Below are 17,109 nucleotides of genomic sequence, written 5' to 3' on the forward strand. Positions count from 1 at the left end.
ACGCTGGTTGCTCATGGCACCTCCTAATGGGCCTCATTTTAAGGCTTGGAGGTGTCTACGAAACTAGGGGCGATTCAGGTTGAGCAGGTAAGGCGGTTTGTACAGGCGACCGAAGAGGCGCAGTTCCGTGTCAGTTGAGCGCTTGTTGCTTGGCCAGCTGGATGTACCCGGCGGTGCTGCATAAACCAGCACATGAACCCAGTCGAGTTCTTCAGAAAGAGGCGTATAGCTCATCGCCGCCTTTGGCCCGGGGCAGGTACGCTCGAGGAGGGCGTTTTGGCCCACGGCTGATTCTGGATGCAGATAGGGCCCTGTACTGCATCCCGCGAGCAGTACCAACAGCGCATACAAGGTGTGTTTTTTCATAGGGGCAACTCCATTTGCTGCGCGATAAGCCGCTAGTTCGACGTCTGGGCTGCTTGATTCAAGCTAAGAATTTATTTCGAAATTGCAAAATTGAATGCCGGCTCTTGTAGGCTCGCTTTGATCAATGCTGCGAGTTCACGCGTGGCGGGTGTGGGAGCCTCAGTACAGCTATGAATCATGTAACCAAGGTGTGGTACAGGGGGCAAGCCTGAAACGATGTCGAGATGGCCCGGTAGCCCGATGCGGGTTCTAAGCGTCAAGCCTAATCCAGCAGCAACGGCGGCCCATATACCGGCAACGCTGGGGCTGGTCAGGGCGATTCGCCAGGGGATATTCGCGGCATCCAGTGCCTGGGTGGCGGCACTGCGCAACACGCACGGCGCATCAAACAGGATCAATGGCAGCGGTGAGTCATCCATCATGGTTGGCAGTCGTGTGTTACGAGCCCCGATCCAGTGCATCGGCGTTTCACCCAGTCTCGTCGCAAGCGGCGAATTGCGCTCCGTGTCCCATGTTAGGGCCAAGTCCAGGTCGGCGCTTTCTACCATTGAAAGTAATTCAGCGTTTCGCGCAATCCTGACTTCAAGATTCACCATTGGGTAGGCTTGAACGAAGCGTCGCAGGATGTCGCTGAGGAAATGCTCCCCAAAATCTTCTTGAACTCCGAAGCGAACGGTTCCGGTCGTCTGGCTTTCATGCAGGCTCAAGAAGATCCCGTCGTTGAGCTCCAGTAGCCGGCGAGCGTGGCTGAGCAGGATTTCTCCCACAGGTGTCAAGACCAGGCCACGTCCTGATCTGGCCAACACCGGGGTGCCCATCTGCTCTTCAAGTTTCTTCAATTGAGCGCTCACTGCGGACGTAGATCGACCGAGGCAATCCGCAGCCTTGGCAAAGCTGTTGAACTCAACGCCGGTAACGAAGGTGCGCAATACATCGAGATCGAAAGTTGGACGGCGCATCGGATAATCCACAAATTTGGAACAGTTGATCCTATTAAATCTGATATTCGCAATTACCGCGACTTGATAGTTTTGTCCGATTGACAAGGTAATTCGGGGATTAAGGTCGTGAATACATTAAAGGATAGCGGGCGAGAGCACGTGGGCAGATTCCCGCAAAAGTTTGCCGATTTAACTGATCAAACCCTGTTTGGTGATATGTGGAAGCGAACGCAATTGACACCCCGTGAGCGCAGCCTGGTGACGGTGGCTGCCCTGGTGGCGCTGTACCGGCTGGAGCAACTGCCGTTCCATTTGAGTCGAGCGCTGGACAACGGTTTGAGTGATGATGAATTGGAGGAAGTCATGACCCATCTGGCGTTCTATTCAGGCTGGCCGACGGCTGCTTCTGGACTGAAGCAGCTCAGCGATGTGCAAGCCAGTCGTGCTCCCAGCCAAGGGTAACTATTTATGCCATTTGCACGTATTTCACTGCATCGCGGAAAGTCCGCTGCGTATCTGCAGGCGCTATCCCAAGGGGTGCATGACGCTCTGGTCGAGAGTTTTGAGGTGCCTGGCGCAGATCGCTTCCAGGTCATCCATCAGCATGATGTCGGTGAGCTGATTTTCAATCCCGAGTACCTGGGCGGGCCGCGCAGTCATGATTTTGTGTTGATTGCTATCACCGCTGGCCGTTCACGAAGCGTCGAAACGAAACAGCATTTCTACCGCACTCTGGTCGAGAAACTTAACGAGGCTACTGGGCTCAGCGAGGAAGATGTCATGGTGGTAATTACCACCACAGACAGTGAGGATTGGTCGTTTGCTGGCGGTCGGGGTAACTAGCTCGTGGACCTTGCGGGGATTTGCACCACCATGCTGTGCATCGTTTAATTCTGAGATAATGGTGAAACGCCACGCAGCCCTTGATCACGCGGGGCATGGTTTATCATGACTTGACCCAAGCATTAGGTGGTAGAGTCTTGGTTCTCGTTAAGGATGAGACCATGCCCGGGGAAGAGCAGGCCGTTTCTGAGCGCGCCGTAGCGTTTGCAAAGCTAAATCGAACTAGCGTTGCCCGGGAATTGGCATCCTTGGATCGATATCCGTGCGATGAGTACCCCGTCTCGGTGTTTATGGCGGGGTCGCCAGGAGCAGGGAAAACTGAAGTGTCCAGGGCGTTTATTCAAATGATGCAGGCCGGAGGATCGTGTGCGTTACGAATCGATCCGGATGATTTTCGGTGCTACTTCCCTGAATACACGGGGCTTAACTCCAGTCTTTTCCAGCGAGGGGTGACCATTTTTGTTGAGCGCACCTTGGACTTGGTTTACCAGCAGCGTCAGTCGTTTTTGCTGGATGGGACACTTGCGAATCTCGATGTAGCAAGGCGGAATATCTCCCGCGCTCTTGATAAAGAAAACAGGTCGGCCTAAATTATCTACGTGTACCAGAGGCCAGAACTTGCATGGGAGTTTGTGCTTGCAAGGGAGAAAAAAGATGGAAGGAACATTCCCTGTTTAGAGTTTGTCAGGCAGTTCTATGCTGCAAAGGCATCTGTTTGCGCGCTTAAGCGTGAATTTGACGCTGCTTTGCAGGTAGATGTAATCATCAAGGATATCGATGGTGGAAATGAAGACATTGGGATCGACCTTTCAGCTGGTGAAATTGACGGGTTCGTCAACCAGCCCTATGATCACCTCGAGCTTGAAAGAATTTTGAACGGAGTACCCCAATGAAAGGCGAAAATGCAGCAGTCGCTTCGACGAAGGTGAATGCCTCTTCGAAGATGTCTGAGTTTTTCCGCCACGGCTCCGTGGAGGAAAGGCGAGCGGTCTATCTCATGGCAGCCAATGTCGCCATCAACGAGCAGAAGGATGTCATTCGCTCAGTTAAGTCTGGCGAATTTCTGATCACGAAACGCAAATAGCCTTCTCCGGACGTCCTAAACCCAGCCCTCGTGCTGGGTTTTTTCATTTGGCAGTCTGCCAAGTTGCCTCCGAGAGAAACCATCGCACCCACAAAGCGCTCAGCTTTCTTCTGTGTGTCTACGAGTCAGCTATTTATGACGCTCCCACCAGTACTCCGGATCTGCACCACCCAGAGGTCACGCTTCGGGTAGAGGCAACGCTATCGATTGAGTGGTAGTAGATGCTGAAGTGGCCCGGATTCTGCGTATAACGGGCAGTCACCAGACCCATTCAAGGACATAAAATGCTTATTGTCTTCAGCGGCCTTCCAGGCACCGGAAAAACGACTATCGCAAGCGAGCTTGCCGGCAGAACGGGTGCCGTCTACCTAAGGGTCGATACCATCGAACAGGCGATTCGAAACGCCGGCGTTCTTGCAAAAGAGGTGGGCAAGAGCGGTTACATGGTCGCCAATGAGCTTGCTCTGAGCAATCTTCGTTTTGGCCACACGGTTATAGTCGACTGTGTAAACCCGGTCGTTGAAAGCCGACAGGCATGGAGTGATATTGCTCAGCGCGCTGATGTGCCCTTGGTCAACATTCAGGTGATCTGTTCTGACAGGCGCGAGCACCAGCGTCGGGTGGAAACCAGGGAGGTCGATATTCCCGGGCTGACGCCCCCAACCTGGCAGTCTGTTCTCGATCATGAATATGAGGCGTGGGGCACTGCTCCATTCAGCATCGACACGGCCTTGACTTCAAAGGCGCAGGCTGTGGCGCTGATCACTGAAACGCTTTTATCCAGGGCGCGTCTGCTCTGAAGGCGTTCAATGCGCCCCCCGGTTCTCCTGGAGCCGGTTATCTGTCCGCATCGGAGTGCGATCTGCCTGATGCTTGTCAGCTGCGCTTGTGCGCTGGCCGGCAGCCCCGGATCACACTCCGATGCGACCTCCCGTGAGGGATCGGGCAGTTAGCGACAGGCTGTCGTTGGCGCTGGTTGTTCGGTGCGGTTCTATACCTGTAATTGAAGCTTGATCAGGTCAACTTGCACTGCTTTTTGCAGATTTATTCACCGTCGGTTGTCATTCTGCTCCCCAATTAACCAACACCAGGCAGGCGAAAGTGGTTGGGTCAGGTAGGGCGTGTGCCCCAGTACGCAGTCTTTGCGAGGGCGGGAGCAGCCGCGGGTGTCGAGGAATCATTGGTCGTTTTAATTGTCATATTTATGACCTTTTCTTTCAGGACGCTCAAATGAAGCGCACAACCCTATTGATCCTGGCCGTCTCAGGCGCTTTTCTGCTGGGCGGCTGCGCGCCTGTCTGGTACGACGGGGGGCGGCATGGTCACGATCGAGGTTACGACTCGGGCCGTGGATACGATCGCGGGCATGATGATCGGGGTTATGACCGCGGCTACGATCGTCGCGACAATGATCGCCGTTATGACCGCAATCGCGATCGTGATGACAGGGACGACTGATCCTCTGGTGCTTTAACTGCTGGCTCAATCAATTCCCGCCATTTGTTTCACCTCTGCAATATCCCTGCTTCGCGGAAACAAACCGGACATCTGCCAGCAATTGCGTTCAGGCAAGCTGTGCGCAATTAGTCCCGCCGCGCTCGTTCTGGCACCCGGGGCTGATGAGAACCCTCCTGTAAAACATCGTCCCGGGAATTCCTGCTCCATGCGAACCAGTCTTTCGCTGCCGCTGCTGGCTGCCTTGTCCATTTTGCTTGCGGCCTGTGCCAGCAAGACCATCCCGCCCGAAGAGTTTTCGGGCTATCTGTCCGATTACAGCCAGTTGGCGCAAAAGCATTTGCCTTCCGGGCAGGCCGTACTGTCCTGGGTAAGCCCTGATCTGGATATCAGCCATTACACCGGCGTCTATATCGAGCCAAGCCAGTTTTACCCGTGGGTGCTACCGACCGGGCGGGGGCCACAGTCCACGCTGTCGGCCGTAACCGGTTATTACGATGCTGCGCTCAAGCGCGAACTGGGCAAGGTCATGACGGTTGTCGCGGCCCCGGGCCCTGGCACGCTGATTGTCAGGCCGGCCATAGTCTCGCTCTCGGCTAGTACCCAGGGCCTGCGGTTTTATGAGTATTTGCCCGTGACCCTGCTCGCCGCTGGGGTCAGCACGGCGGTCGGGATGCGTGATCAGGACAGTGAAATCAGCACCGAGATCGCCGTGATCGATGCCGCTGACCAGCAGGTGGTCGCGCAAGTGGTGCGCAAGGGGACAGGGCTGGCGCTGGAAAATGATTCTCAGGTCATGACGCTGGATGATTTCAAGCTGGTGCTCGATGGCTGGGCGCTTGATATGCGCCGCGAATACTTGTCCAGCCGCCATTGAGAGCCGGTCAAGGGTTGGTCCGGGGCTCGCCGAAAGGCGGGCTTTTTTTTGTCTGCGATTTGTCTGGCTCCTTCACACGACTTCAAGTGCCGCCTGAATCTGATCGGCGTACTTGCTCAGGTTATTCATCTCTGTCTGTAACTGACCGGAGCTGGCTGAATTCAGCACCTTGGACTGGATCAAGGTCAAAGCAGCCGCGACGGCCAGTTCACGTTTGCCTTCCGGGCTGGCAGCACCAAAGGGGGTATCGCCCCGGAGGTTTTTGAAGTGCTCAGACATGATGCTCTCCTTATCGTTGCGGGTTTGAAACCTGTTACTACCGGTAACCGGTAATAACTAAAGTTTAGGGTAGGATTGATGGCGCGCATCGAAAAGGGCCTGAAAACAGCCTGGTAGACATGGTTGTGCCCGAAAGTACCGGCATGAATCTGAGGAACCGATCAGGGTGACCAGCGGTGCACCGTTAGTCGCTGCGTAACGTTCAACTTTGTTCATAATGGCGCGGTAATTGCTGTCTGTCGGTCCGCCAATGGATCACTCGTCTAATTGATGTGCATTTCCTGCGCATTTTCCGGTCTTTCCGGCCTTCGCGTATAAGCCTCGTCATTACAAAGGATTGGGTTGATTGGTTGAGAGCGACGCGAGCAGCGCCAAATAAAAATAGCCGTACTCGTCAATAAAATGGCGAATAGCCTGATTATTTGTGCTTGCAATTACGATATTAATCCAAATTTGTTCAATTTATTGACGATATCATTGTGATGGCTTATTTTGACGCCCTGTTGCTGGCCATGCGTCGTGAATACTCAGTCCGGAAGGAACCTACTTATGAGTCGTACAGACGACATATCGAACTTGTTCAGCAGGTTCGGCGCCACTTCGGACAGTTATCACGAGTTCGACAGTCAGTTCGAATACCCCAATACGCCGCCAGCTCAAGTTAAAGCCTCTGAGCCTGAAGAAGTCACGGCCCCGGTACTTGCTGCTCTGCCACCGGTTGCGCCAGTCTGCGTGGCATTGGCGAAAGCCGAAGATCCGGCACCGCTGATGAGCACTGCCGACGTTGCCATCCCGCTGCGTAATTTGCTCGCTGAAGTAGCGCTTGCTCGTCAGGCCGAAACCGAGGCCCTGCAGGCACAATTGCGCACGCCGCAGTGCAAGGCTCGTGTCGTGGTGCTGGTCTCGGCCAAGGGCGGCGTTGGCAAGACCACGCTGGCCGCCAGCCTGGCAAGCAGCCTGCGTCTGGAGGGTGGCAAGACCCTGGCCATCGACCTTGATCCGCAAAATGCCCTGCACCATCACCTCGGCGTTGAATCCGGCGTGACCGGCATCGGCAGCGCCTGCTGGAGCAGCAATCTGCAGCAGGGATTCAACGATGTACAAGTGCTGCCCTACGGCGTGTTGAGCGATGACCAGCGCTGTGCCCTGGAGCGCGAAATAAGCCAGGACCGCCACTGGCTGGCACGGCAACTGGAACGCATGGACCTTGGCACACATGACCTGGTGATTGTCGATACGCCCACCGGCCGCTCGGCGTACCTGCAGCAGGCGCTGGATGTGGCCGATCAGGTGCTGGTGGTCACTGCTGCCGACGCGGCCAGCTTTATTGCCCTGGAGCATATGGACCGTCTACTGGGAGCCGACGTTGCGCGCAGCTATGTGGTCAATCAATTTGAGCCCGGGCGCGAGTTTTCCCGCGACATGCTCGAAGTGCTCAAGCGCCGTCTGGGTGCGCAGTTGACGGGGGTAGTAGAGCAGGATCACGGTTTTGGCGAGGCCTTGGCTTACGGCCGCAACCCGTTGACGGTGCCCGTCCGGTCTGTAGGTGGTGAAGGGGTTTTACTGCTTGGCGAACACCTTAAGGCTGCTTTGCAGAACGTCCGTGTAACCGAGAACTCAGCTTCATGAGTCAGTCAAACAGCCCCCCCCAGGTTGCGCAAAGCCGGTTTCAGCGTTGGGCCCAGTCGCTGTCAGATCATCTTGATCAGTGGCCGGCTGCGGCACGCCGTGCGCTGCTTGCCGGTACCGCAGTGTTTTGCGGGCTTTTGGGCCTGCTGATCATTACCGTACCGTTCGAATTCTATGCGCAGTGCATCTTTGCCATCGGCTGCTTTGTTGCAGCATTGGTGCTGCGCAGGATACCCGGGCGCCTGACCATCCTGATCATGATCGGCCTGTCACTCACGGCCTCGTTGCGCTATATATACTGGCGCTTGACCGAAACCCTGGGGTTCGACGACTGGGTCGACATGGCGTTCGGTTATGGCCTGGTGCTGGCCGAAATCTATGCCCTGGTGGTGCTGGTGTTTGGCTACCTGCAAACGGCCTGGCCGCTGCGGCGCCAGCCGGTATTGCTCAAGGGCCCGCCGAGCGAATGGCCAGTGGTTGACGTGTTTATCCCGTCATACAACGAGACGCTCGATATCGTGAAGCTGACCATCTTTGCCGCTCAGGCAATTGACTGGCCACAGGACAAGCTGCGCGTGCATGTGCTCGATGACGGTCGCCGCGAAGACTTTCGCGAGTTCTGCGAGCAGATCAACGTCAACTACATCACCCGTGACAACAATCGTCATGCCAAGGCCGGTAACCTCAACGAAGCACTGCAGGTCACCAGTGGCGAGTTCGTAGCATTTTTCGATGCCGACCACGTGCCGACCCGCTCTTTCTTGCAAGTGAGCATTGGCTGGTTCCTCAAAGACCCCAAGCTGGCGATGTTGCAAACGCCGCACTTTTTCTTTTCACCCGACCCGTTCGAAAAAAATCTCGACACCTTCCGTTCGGTGCCCAACGAAGGCGAGTTGTTTTATGGTCTGGTGCAGGACGGCAACGACCTGTGGAACGCCACGTTTTTCTGTGGCTCTTGCGCAGTGATCCGTCGCAAGCCGCTGATGGAAGTCGGCGGGGTGGCGGTCGAAACTGTGACCGAAGATGCCCATACCGCGCTCAAGCTCAACCGCGCCGGCTACAACACTGCTTATCTGGCGATACCGCAGGCAGCGGGTCTGGCCACGGAAAGCCTTTCACGCCACATTAGCCAGCGTATTCGCTGGGCGCGGGGTATGGCGCAGATTTTCCGCACCGACAATCCGCTGTTTGGCAAGGGCCTGAACCTGGGCCAGCGCCTGTGCTACCTCAACGCAATGCTGCATTTCTTCTATGGTTTGCCGCGCTTGGTGTTTTTGACGGCGCCGCTGGCTTTTCTGTTTTTTGATGCGCAAATCTTTCATGCCTCGGGCTTGATGATTGCCGCCTATGCATTGCCGCATATTTTTCATGCCAGCCTCACCAACTCCAGCATTCAGGGGCAATACCGGCATTCGTTCTGGAACGAGGTCTACGAGACAGTACTGGCCTGGTACATCATGGCCCCGGTGCTGGTGGCGCTGGTCAACCCCAAGTTCGGTGGTTTCAACGTGACCGACAAGGGCGGGATCATTGACGAGAAGTACTTCGACTGGAAACTCGCCCGTCCATATATCGTGCTGCTGACCCTTAACATGGCAGGGATGGCGTACGGGATCGCGCGGCTGGCAATGGGTGAGGAGGGCGCCACGACCACGCTGTTGATCAACCTGTTGTGGACGCTCTACAACGTGATCATCACCAGTGCCGCCGTGGCGGTGGCCAGTGAAACCCGGCAGGTTCGTGCCGAGCCGCGGGTTGCTGCCACATTACCGGTGCGCCTGGTCCGTGGCGATGGCAGTGTGATAGACGGCGTTACCCAGGACTTTTCGCAAAAAGGCATGGGCTTGCGTTTGCCACAGGGCGTCAGCGTACCTCAAGGCGAGCAGGTGCAGATTTCGCTATTGCGCAGCCAGCACTTGAGCCTGTTCCCGGCTGTGATTGTATTCAGTCGCGGTGAATTGCTCGGCGTTCAATTTGAAGCTCTGACTCTGCGCCAGCAAAGTGATCTGGTTCGTCTCACCTTTTCCCGTGCCGACACTTGGGCATCGACCTGGGGTAGCGGGCAGGTTGATACCCCGCTGGTGGCCCTGCGCGGAGTCAGCCGAATTGGTTTTCGCGGTATCCAAGAACTCTTCAAAGCCTCGCTCATGGAAGTGCGCAGCTTGCTGCGCCGTCGCCGCGTCGCCCCATCAAAGCTAGAAAACATCCAGGATAAGTGATGAATTCAACGTCTTCAGTCTTCGCCAATTTGCGCGATCCGCGTCGTGCCCTGGCACGCATTGCGTGTGCCTTGCTGGCTTTGAACAGCGGCGCTGCCTGCGCCGAGAGCGCTCCAGCCGTTGCTGCAACCGGTAGCAATAATTACACCGTGACCCTCAAACAGTTGGGCCGCAATTATCCGATGAACCTGCGTGGTGTGGAATCGAGCGACAGTGTCAGTTTCGATGTGCGGGCCGACTCGATTGTGACGGGTGCCAAGTTGAACTTGCAGTACACCTACTCGCCGGCATTGCTGGAAGAGCTGTCGCAAATCAACGTCATCATCAACGATGAAGTGGCGGCAAGCCTGCCGTTGCCCAAGGACAAAGCCGGGCAACTGCAACAGCATGTCGTCGACATACCGGCGCACCTGATTACCGAGTTCAACCGTCTGAGTTTGCAGTTTATCGGGCACTACACCATGAGTTGCGAAGATCCGCAGCACACCAGCCTGTGGGCCAAGATCAGCAACGCCACCAGCTTGAGCATTGATGTATCGCCCTTGGGTTTACCCAATGATCTGTCCATCTTGCCGTTGCCATTTTTCGATCGTCGCGATACCCGGGCCCTGGATTTGCCGTTTGTGTTCGTCTCTGCGCCTGACAACGCCACGCTCGAAGCAGCCGGTGCACTGTCGTCGTGGTTTGGCGCCCAAGCCAGTTTTCGGGGTGCACGGTTTTCCTCGAGTTACAACCAAATTCCCGCCAGCGGCAGTGCGGTGGTTTTGATCAGCGGTCCGGATGCGCTGCAGATTGGCAGTATTAGTCTACCGCCAGCGAAGGGCCCGACCCTGACCTTGATGACCAATCCGAATGACGTCAATGCCAAGCTGCTGGTGGTCAGCGGTCGCGACGGTGCCGAACTCAAGAGTGCCGCAACTGCTTTGGTACTGGGCAGCCAGGCCTTGTCGGGCAGCAGCGTGGTGATCGATCGATTGCAGGTGGTGCAGCCCCGCAAGCCCTATGACGCGCCGAACTGGTTGCCCAGTGATCGCCCGGTAAAGATTGGTGAGTTGATGCAGGCCAAGCAACTGGCGGTGTCCGGCTACAACCCGGGTGAAATCACCGTGCCGTTGAATTTTCCGCCGGATTTGTTTACCTGGCGTAACGAAGGCGCGCCGCTGAATCTTAAATACCGCTATACGCCGCAAGAGAAGTCCTACAATTCGTCGTTCATTATCAGTTTTAATGACGCGCTGATTCAGTCGCAGAACCTGCTGTCCCGGGACAGGCTCGACAGCAGTGTGCTCAGAACACTGAAGTCAGACGACAGCCTTGACCGCGAAACCAATGTGTTGCTGCCCCTGAACTCGGTGGCCCTGCAGTCCCGCCTGCAGTTGCGCTATATGTTCGATTACATCAAGCAGGGCCAATGTAACGACATCATCATTGACAATATGCGCGGTGCGATTGATCCCGAGTCGACCCTTGATTTGAGCGGCTACGACCACTTTATCGCCATGCCCAACCTGGGCGTGTTCAAGGATTCCGGCTTTCCGTTTACCCGTATGGCTGACCTGTCGCAAACCGCCGTGGTGTTGCCGGATGATGCCGGGGTTGCTGATTTGAATGCCTACCTCACACTGCTCGGCCGATTTGGCCAGTCCACCGGCTACCCGGCTACTGGCGTACAGGTGATTCAGGCGGATCAGGTGGCGGGCGCTGCGGACAAGGACTTGCTGGTGCTGGCGTCCGGTGCCAATCAGCCTTTGCTGACACATTGGGCCGATCGCCTGCCCGCTAACGATGGCGAAGGCCAGCAGAGCTTTCATTTATCTGACTTGCCGATGCGGCTACGTGACTGGTTTAGCCCCGATCCTGAAGCCAATATTCGCAAGACGCGGTTGGCGATGGCGTTTTCCGGTGGCGCGCGTAGCACTTACCTGACCGGTTTCGAATCGCCGCTTAAAAAAGGGCGCAGTGTTGTGGTTATCGCCAGTGGTCAACCGCAAGGTCTGGCCGATGCCACAAATGCACTGATCGGAGGTGAGGATTACACCCATTCGATCCAGGGCAGTCTGGTGGTGGTACGCGGTAAAAACATCGAGCCTCTGGTGGCGGACGAGCAGTACTACGTTGGCAGCCTGGGGCCTATCAAGTACCTGCAATGGTTGATGTCGCGCCATGTGGTCCTGTCCCTGCTGCTGACCGGTCTGGGGGTGATTTTGCTCAGTGGTCTGGCTTATCTGGCACTGCGCGCACGCGCCAACAAACGACTAGGTAACTGACGGCTCATGGGGTTCTTCGCGATCAAACGTTTTAATTCCTCACCGCGGCGCCTGCATCGTGCGCTGCTGTGGTTGGCAGGCGCTCTGGCAGGTATCGCCCTGACCCCCGCGATGGCCAAGGACACCAGGTGCCAAAAAGCCGACTGGCCGCTGTGGCAAGCCTACGCTTCGCGCTTTGTACAGGCTGACGGCCGTATGCTGGAGTCCAGCCCACAGCTCAACCAAAGCTCTTCCGAAGGTCAGTCCTACGGGATGTTATTTGCATTGATCGGCAATGATCAGGCGCGCTTTGACAGGTTATGGCAATGGACCCTGGCCAATATGGCTGGCGCCGACGTGAGCACGCGTTTGCCAGGCTGGTTGTGGGGGCAGGGCAAGGACGGGACGTGGCAATTGCAGGACGCCAATTCAGCGTCCGACTCGGACTTGTGGATTGCCTATTCGTTGCTCGAAGCGGCACGTCTGTGGCAGCGCCCGGACTACCGCGAGGCAGCCTTGCATCTGCTTGAAAACATCCAGAGCCAACTGGTCGTGAGCTTGCCCGGTCTGGGCAAAATGGTGTTGCCCGGGCCTCAAGGCTTTGTGCAGCCAGATCATCTGTGGCGCTTGAATCCCAGCTATCTGCCGCTGCCGTTGCTGCGGCGGCTGGCCATGCAGGCACCGGCCGGGCCGTGGAAAGAAATTGCCGAAAACACCGTGAAAATGGTCAAGGCTTCCAGCCCCAAGGGCTATGTTGCCGACTGGATCGGCTATCGTGCCACCGGGCCGAACAGCGGTCTGTTCGTGGTCGATCCGGTTAATGGCGAACTGGGCAGTTACGACGCGATTCGCGTTTACCTGTGGGCAGGCATGACGCCCAAATCCGATGTGCTGGCAGCACCGTTGCTGGCGCGACTGGAGGGCATGGCGAACAGCACGGCTTCCACTGGCATTCCACCGGAAAAGGTCCAGGTCAGGAGCGGTACGCTAGAGGGGCATGGGCCGTTCGGCTTCTCCGCCGCGCTGATTCCTTACTTCCAGGCCAAAGGCCAGCCCTGGCTTGCCCAAGCCCAGCAGCGTCGAACCGAGCTAGCCCTCACGAAGGCGCTGGGGCAGGCCGATGGCGAACGTACCGAGCCTTTGTATTACAACGTCATGCTTAGCCTGTTCGCACTCGGCTGGGCAGAAAACCGCTTTCAGTTTCGTGATGACGGAACACTCAAACTGTCTTGGGAGACGTCATGCGTCCGCACCGCCACGCACTAGCCATCGGGATTCTAACCGCAGTCATCGGCACAGCCGTCCACGCCGATACCAGCGACGTGCAAGCGCGGCTGGTCGAACAGGGTCAGTACTGGCAAGGCCGCGCCAATGCACAACGGGCGGCCGAGGCCTGGGAAAAAGTCTTGCGTCTGGACCCCAATCAAGTGGATGCCCTTTATGGTATGGGCTTTGCCAGCCTCAAACAGAACAAGCCCGAGCAAGCCAGGCAATACCTGGCGCGTTTGCAGGCGCTGTCGCCCCGACCGTGGCTGGCGGCGCAGCTGGAACAGGATATTGCCCTGACTGAGACGCAGAACAAAGCACTGCTGGATGAGGCCCGACGTCTGGTCGATAGCGATCAGCGAGATGAGGCGACTCAGGTGTTTGCCAAACTGTTTGCCGGTCGCACACCGTCAGGCACGGTGGGACGTGAGTATTACAACAACCTGGCGTTCAATCCTGCAGGTTGGCCAGAAGCGCGAAAAGGCATGGAGCGCTTGCTGCGCGAGACGCCCAACGACTCGACTCTGGCGCTGTTTCTGGCCAAGCAACTGATTCGTTACGAAGACAGTCGCCCTGAAGGTATCCGTAATCTGGCCAAGCTATCGACCCGGCCCGACATCGGCGGTGACGCTGATGAAAGCTGGCGTCTGGCGCTGGTCTGGTCCGGTCCGCCGAGTGCTGCCCAGGTGCCGTTGTTCGAAGCCTTTTTAAAGGCTCATCCAGATGATCAGGAAATTCGTGACCTGCTGAACAAAGGTAAATTGAAAGCCAGCACTGCAGACCGTGTACCGGCCTGGCAACCTGATCCGCTGGTCGAGCGTGGGCTCAAGGCGTTGGATAAAGGTGATCAGGCGGGTGCCGAGCAAGCCTTTGCCGCACGCTTGAAAAACAAGGCGAATGATCCTGATGCTTTGGGTGGGCTAGGTGTGGTGCGTCAGCAACAGGACCGTCTGAGCGAAGCTGAGCAACTTTTGAACCGCGCTATCGGCAACGGTGGCTCGCGCTGGAAGCCGGCGCTGGATAACGTGCGCTACTGGGCTTTGCTGCAACAGGCGCGCAACCAGGCCAAGAGCCAGCCCGCCAAGGCCCGGGAAAGCATTGCCCAGGCAATGCGAGTGAACCCCAGGGGCATCGAGGCACGTTTGGCCCTCGCGGATATTCAGGCTCAGAACGGTCAGCTCGATGAGGCTCAAGCCAGTTACCGTCAGGTGCTGAGTGTGCAGAAGGACAATGCTCAGGCCGTACAAGGGCTGGTCAATGTTCTGTCGCAAGCGGGGCAGGCCGATGAGGCCTTGCGCCTGCTAGATACCCTGACCCCGGCCCAGCAGGCCGAAATGGGCGGTGGCGGTCGACTGCGTGCGCTGCGCTCCACGCAGGCTGCGGCATTGGCCGAGCAGCGTGGCGATACCCGGGGCGCACAACAAGCTTTGGTGCAAGCGGTCAAAGATGACCCGGACAACGTCTGGACCCGTTTTGATCTCGCCCGCCTTTACCTGAAAACCGGTGAGCCGCAAAAAGCCCGCGTTCTGATCGACAGCTACCTCAAAGCCCATCCGACAGATGTTGACGCCCTCTATACCAGTGCTCTGCTCTCAGTGGAAATGGAGCAGTGGGACGCTGCCCAGGCTGCCATAAGCCGGATTCCAGTGGGTCGTCGCACCGCAGATATGAACGATTTGGCGGATCAGATCACGCTGACGGTGCAGGTCAAGCTCGCTGCCACCATGGCCAAGCGTGGCCAGCGTCAGGAAGCCCTGGCATTGCTCGACCGGTTGCAACCGATGGCGAGCCGCAGTCCGGATCGTATGGCAACGCTGGCCTCGGCTTATGTGGACACAGGAGATTCCACGCGAGCGTTGACCATGATGCGCGATGTGATCAACCAGACACCGACACCTTCCGCCGACTTGATGTTGCAGTACGCCAATCTGCTGCTCAAGACGGGTAATGATGCCCAGGTCAACTCGATCCTGCGCGGCCTGCAAAACCAGCGAATGAGCGTTGCCACACGCAAACGTTTCGACGACCTGCTGTATCAGTACCGCATTCGTCAGGCCGATCTGCTGCGTGAAGGCGGTGACCTGGCGGGCGCTTATGACACTCTGGCACCGGCGCTGGCATCGCGGCCTGGGGACGCCGGTGCGACTTCGGCGCTGGCGCGGATGTACGTCAGCAGCGGCAATAACGCCAAGGCGTTTGAGCTGTACAAGCCTTTGCTGCAACGTCAGCCCAACGATCCGCAAATCCTCCTCAATGCCGCGGACGCTGCGGTTCTGGCCCGAGATAACGGCTACGCCGAGCGTGCGCTGGAGCAGTTTGTGAAACTGCAAAACTACGACCCGCAGTCTTTGACCGAAGCGGCACGAATCTACCGCAGCATGGGCAAGAGCGCTCAGGCTGCGCACCTGTTGCGCAAGGCCGTGGACATCGAGCAAACCGAGAAAAAACGCAACCTTACGGCTCAGGCCGGCGTATCTGGCGTTGCGCCGAACCCGTTCGCCGGCTTGTCGGGCCCAGCCAATCAGATGGGGCGTGGGGCCATCGATGCGATTCCCGCGCCCGCCCAAACCACGCTCGATTCAAGCGCTTATATGGCAGACGACAATGCGCTGTTGGCCAGCGATGTCTATCCGGGGCAACCCCTGCCTTCCAGGACAGGCAATGGCACCTTGCCGGTGGGACGTAATGCTGGTGCCGGGGCTAATCCATTTTTACCCCAAGGCACGGTCAATGTGGCGGTGGACCAAGCCAGTTCGGCCCAGCGTGCGCTGGACAGTATCCTCCAGGAGCGCAGTGCCTACGTGACCCAGGGCGTCACTATTCGCAACAACGACAGTGAGCCTGGCCTTGGCAAAATGACCGATATCGAAACACCGCTGGAAATTAACTTTCCGGCGGGTGACAACCGTATCGCCGTACGTGTGACACCGGTGTCCCTGAATGCGGGTAGGGTGGGTGTTTATGCCGCCGAACGCTTTGGTAGTGGCAAAGAGTCAACCGAGGGGATTGGCGCCCAGCGTGAGAGTGGTGTCGGTGTGAGCGTTGGCTACGCTCGCCCGGATGAAGGCATCAAGGCCGACCTCGGTACCACGCCGATCGGCTTTCAATACAGCACCGTGGCCGGTGGCGTGAGTGTCGATCGCCCGCTCGCCAGCAATTCCAATGTGCGTTATGGCGTCAATGTTTCACGCCGCCCGGTGATCGACAGCGTAACGTCATTCGCCGGTACCACCGATGAGCGCACCGGGCAGACGTGGGGTGGCGTAACGGCTAACGGCGGCCGTGGTCAGCTGAGCTATGACAACCAGGCTGTCGGCGCCTATGGCTACGGCGCCTGGCACAAGCTGCTGGGTCATAACGTCGAATCCAACAGCCGTGCCGAACTGGGCGGTGGAGTGTATTGGTATTTGCAAAACACCGAGGACAGCAAGCTGACACTGGGTCTGAGCGCTACCGGCATGAGTTTTGAGAACAACCAGAACTTCTTTACCTATGGCCACGGCGGCTACTTCAGCCCGCAAAGCTACTTTGCCCTGGGCGTGCCGGTGGCCTGGTCGCAGCGCACCGATCGCTTCAGCTACCAGGTCAAGGGCTCGGTGGGCGTTCAGTACACCCATCAGGCCGGTGCCGACTACTTCCCCGGTGACAAGGACATGCAGGCCACCAACGACCAGCGCTACTCCGGCGAGAGCAAGACTGGCGTCGGTTACAGCCTGGCCGCTGCCGGTGAGTACAAGTTCGGGTCGAGCGTTTTCCTGGGGGCCAATTTGGGTCTGGATAATGCTCAGGACTACCAGCAAATCACCGGGGCGATGTACCTGCGCTATATGTTTGAAAATATGAATGGCCCTATGGAGCTGCCGGTCAGCCCATACAGTTCGCCTTATTCCAATTGATGTCCTGG

14 protein-coding genes and 1 pseudogene are annotated in these 17,109 nt (G+C 57.4%); 12 read left to right on the plus strand and 3 right to left on the minus strand.

The features are described from left to right. Nucleotides 1–63: 63 nt before the first annotated feature. Nucleotides 64–366, minus strand: a complete 303-nt coding sequence (locus QN377_RS18030) for a hypothetical protein (RefSeq protein WP_322213170.1) — start codon at nucleotides 364–366, stop codon at nucleotides 64–66. 71 nt (nucleotides 367–437) lie between these two features. After that, nucleotides 438–1,325 carry a LysR substrate-binding domain-containing protein gene (locus QN377_RS18035; RefSeq protein ID WP_095018801.1) on the minus strand — a complete coding sequence of 296 codons (888 nt, stop codon included), beginning with the start codon at nucleotides 1,323–1,325 and terminating at the stop codon, nucleotides 438–440. Nucleotides 1,326–1,433: 108 nt separating this feature from the next. Here QN377_RS18035 and QN377_RS18040 point away from each other — a divergent pair, with 108 nt between their 5' ends. The 7 genes and pseudogenes from QN377_RS18040 to QN377_RS18070 all read left to right on the plus strand — a co-directional run bounded on the left by QN377_RS18040 (nucleotide 1,434) and on the right by QN377_RS18070 (nucleotide 5,566). Continuing rightward, on the plus strand, nucleotides 1,434–1,769 hold the full coding sequence (locus QN377_RS18040) for a carboxymuconolactone decarboxylase family protein (protein ID WP_095018802.1): 336 nt from the start codon (nucleotides 1,434–1,436) through the stop codon (nucleotides 1,767–1,769). Nucleotides 1,770–1,775: 6 nt separating this feature from the next. After that, nucleotides 1,776–2,150 (plus strand): tautomerase family protein, encoded by a 375-nt coding sequence (locus QN377_RS18045; RefSeq protein ID WP_095018803.1) that lies wholly within the window; start codon nucleotides 1,776–1,778, stop codon nucleotides 2,148–2,150. Nucleotides 2,151–2,311: 161 nt separating this feature from the next. Beyond that, nucleotides 2,312–3,043, plus strand: a pseudogene (locus QN377_RS18050) (zeta toxin family protein). Further along, the gene (locus QN377_RS18055; protein WP_095018804.1) at nucleotides 3,040–3,234 is read left to right on the plus strand and encodes a hypothetical protein; all 195 of its coding nucleotides are present in this window, start codon (nucleotides 3,040–3,042) and stop codon (nucleotides 3,232–3,234) included. Before QN377_RS18050 ends, QN377_RS18055 begins: the two are co-directional and overlap by 4 nt. Before the next feature lie 284 nt (nucleotides 3,235–3,518). Continuing rightward, nucleotides 3,519–4,034 carry an AAA family ATPase gene (locus QN377_RS18060; RefSeq protein ID WP_095018805.1) on the plus strand — a complete coding sequence of 172 codons (516 nt, stop codon included), beginning with the start codon at nucleotides 3,519–3,521 and terminating at the stop codon, nucleotides 4,032–4,034. Between the two features lie 430 nt (nucleotides 4,035–4,464). Beyond that, nucleotides 4,465–4,692, plus strand: coding sequence for a hypothetical protein (locus tag QN377_RS18065; RefSeq protein WP_095002317.1), 228 nt, complete (start codon nucleotides 4,465–4,467; stop codon nucleotides 4,690–4,692). Nucleotides 4,693–4,897: 205 nt separating this feature from the next. Further along, entirely contained in the window at nucleotides 4,898–5,566 is a 669-nt protein-coding gene (locus QN377_RS18070; RefSeq protein ID WP_095018806.1) for a DUF3313 domain-containing protein, read from the plus strand. A gap of 72 nt (nucleotides 5,567–5,638) precedes the next feature. Here QN377_RS18070 and QN377_RS18075 read toward each other — a convergent pair whose 3' ends face one another. Further along, nucleotides 5,639–5,845, minus strand: coding sequence for a hypothetical protein (locus QN377_RS18075; RefSeq protein ID WP_095002319.1), 207 nt, complete (start codon nucleotides 5,843–5,845; stop codon nucleotides 5,639–5,641). Between the two features lie 549 nt (nucleotides 5,846–6,394). Between QN377_RS18075 and bcsQ the strand changes: the two genes are divergently transcribed. From bcsQ to QN377_RS18100, 5 genes are read left to right on the plus strand one after another with little or no spacing between them, the layout of a single operon-like run. Then, entirely contained in the window at nucleotides 6,395–7,474 is a 1,080-nt protein-coding gene (gene bcsQ, locus QN377_RS18080; RefSeq protein WP_095018807.1) for a cellulose biosynthesis protein BcsQ, read from the plus strand. Next, the gene (gene bcsA, locus QN377_RS18085) at nucleotides 7,471–9,693 is read left to right on the plus strand and encodes a UDP-forming cellulose synthase catalytic subunit (RefSeq protein WP_095018808.1); all 2,223 of its coding nucleotides are present in this window, start codon (nucleotides 7,471–7,473) and stop codon (nucleotides 9,691–9,693) included. The genes bcsQ and bcsA overlap by 4 nt, the downstream gene beginning before the upstream one ends. Then, on the plus strand, nucleotides 9,693–11,960 hold the full coding sequence (bcsB, locus tag QN377_RS18090) for a cellulose biosynthesis cyclic di-GMP-binding regulatory protein BcsB (RefSeq protein ID WP_322213169.1): 2,268 nt from the start codon (nucleotides 9,693–9,695) through the stop codon (nucleotides 11,958–11,960). Before bcsA ends, bcsB begins: the two co-directional genes overlap by 1 nt. 6 nt (nucleotides 11,961–11,966) lie before the next feature. Continuing rightward, nucleotides 11,967–13,205, plus strand: coding sequence for a cellulose synthase complex periplasmic endoglucanase BcsZ (gene bcsZ, locus QN377_RS18095; protein ID WP_322213168.1), 1,239 nt, complete (start codon nucleotides 11,967–11,969; stop codon nucleotides 13,203–13,205). After that, on the plus strand, nucleotides 13,181–17,101 hold the full coding sequence (locus QN377_RS18100; RefSeq protein WP_095018811.1) for a cellulose biosynthesis protein BcsC: 3,921 nt from the start codon (nucleotides 13,181–13,183) through the stop codon (nucleotides 17,099–17,101). Before bcsZ ends, QN377_RS18100 begins: the two co-directional genes overlap by 25 nt. Nucleotides 17,102–17,109 lie beyond the last annotated feature (8 nt).

The organism is Pseudomonas sp. CCC4.1 (assembly GCF_035019225.1).
Classification (GTDB): Bacteria; Pseudomonadota; Gammaproteobacteria; order Pseudomonadales; family Pseudomonadaceae; genus Aquipseudomonas; species Aquipseudomonas bubulae.

Excerpts from the sequence above, each read along its gene's own strand:
- QN377_RS18055 (WP_095018804.1), top strand. The coding sequence starts at position 3,040 with ATGAAAGGCGAAAATGCAGCAGTCGCTTCGACGAAGGTGAATGCCTCT.
- QN377_RS18045 (WP_095018803.1), top strand. The coding sequence starts at position 1,776 with ATGCCATTTGCACGTATTTCACTGCATCGCGGAAAGTCCGCTGCGTAT.
- QN377_RS18030 (WP_322213170.1), bottom strand. The coding sequence starts at position 366 with ATGAAAAAACACACCTTGTATGCGCTGTTGGTACTGCTCGCGGGATGC.
- QN377_RS18065 (WP_095002317.1), top strand. The coding sequence starts at position 4,465 with ATGAAGCGCACAACCCTATTGATCCTGGCCGTCTCAGGCGCTTTTCTG.
- QN377_RS18100 (WP_095018811.1), top strand. The coding sequence starts at position 13,181 with ATGCGTCCGCACCGCCACGCACTAGCCATCGGGATTCTAACCGCAGTC.
- QN377_RS18075 (WP_095002319.1), bottom strand. The coding sequence starts at position 5,845 with ATGTCTGAGCACTTCAAAAACCTCCGGGGCGATACCCCCTTTGGTGCT.
- bcsA (WP_095018808.1), top strand. The coding sequence starts at position 7,471 with ATGAGTCAGTCAAACAGCCCCCCCCAGGTTGCGCAAAGCCGGTTTCAG.
- bcsB (WP_322213169.1), top strand. The coding sequence starts at position 9,693 with ATGAATTCAACGTCTTCAGTCTTCGCCAATTTGCGCGATCCGCGTCGT.
- bcsZ (WP_322213168.1), top strand. The coding sequence starts at position 11,967 with ATGGGGTTCTTCGCGATCAAACGTTTTAATTCCTCACCGCGGCGCCTG.
- QN377_RS18060 (WP_095018805.1), top strand. The coding sequence starts at position 3,519 with ATGCTTATTGTCTTCAGCGGCCTTCCAGGCACCGGAAAAACGACTATC.
- bcsQ (WP_095018807.1), top strand. The coding sequence starts at position 6,395 with ATGAGTCGTACAGACGACATATCGAACTTGTTCAGCAGGTTCGGCGCC.
- QN377_RS18035 (WP_095018801.1), bottom strand. The coding sequence starts at position 1,325 with ATGCGCCGTCCAACTTTCGATCTCGATGTATTGCGCACCTTCGTTACC.
- QN377_RS18070 (WP_095018806.1), top strand. The coding sequence starts at position 4,898 with ATGCGAACCAGTCTTTCGCTGCCGCTGCTGGCTGCCTTGTCCATTTTG.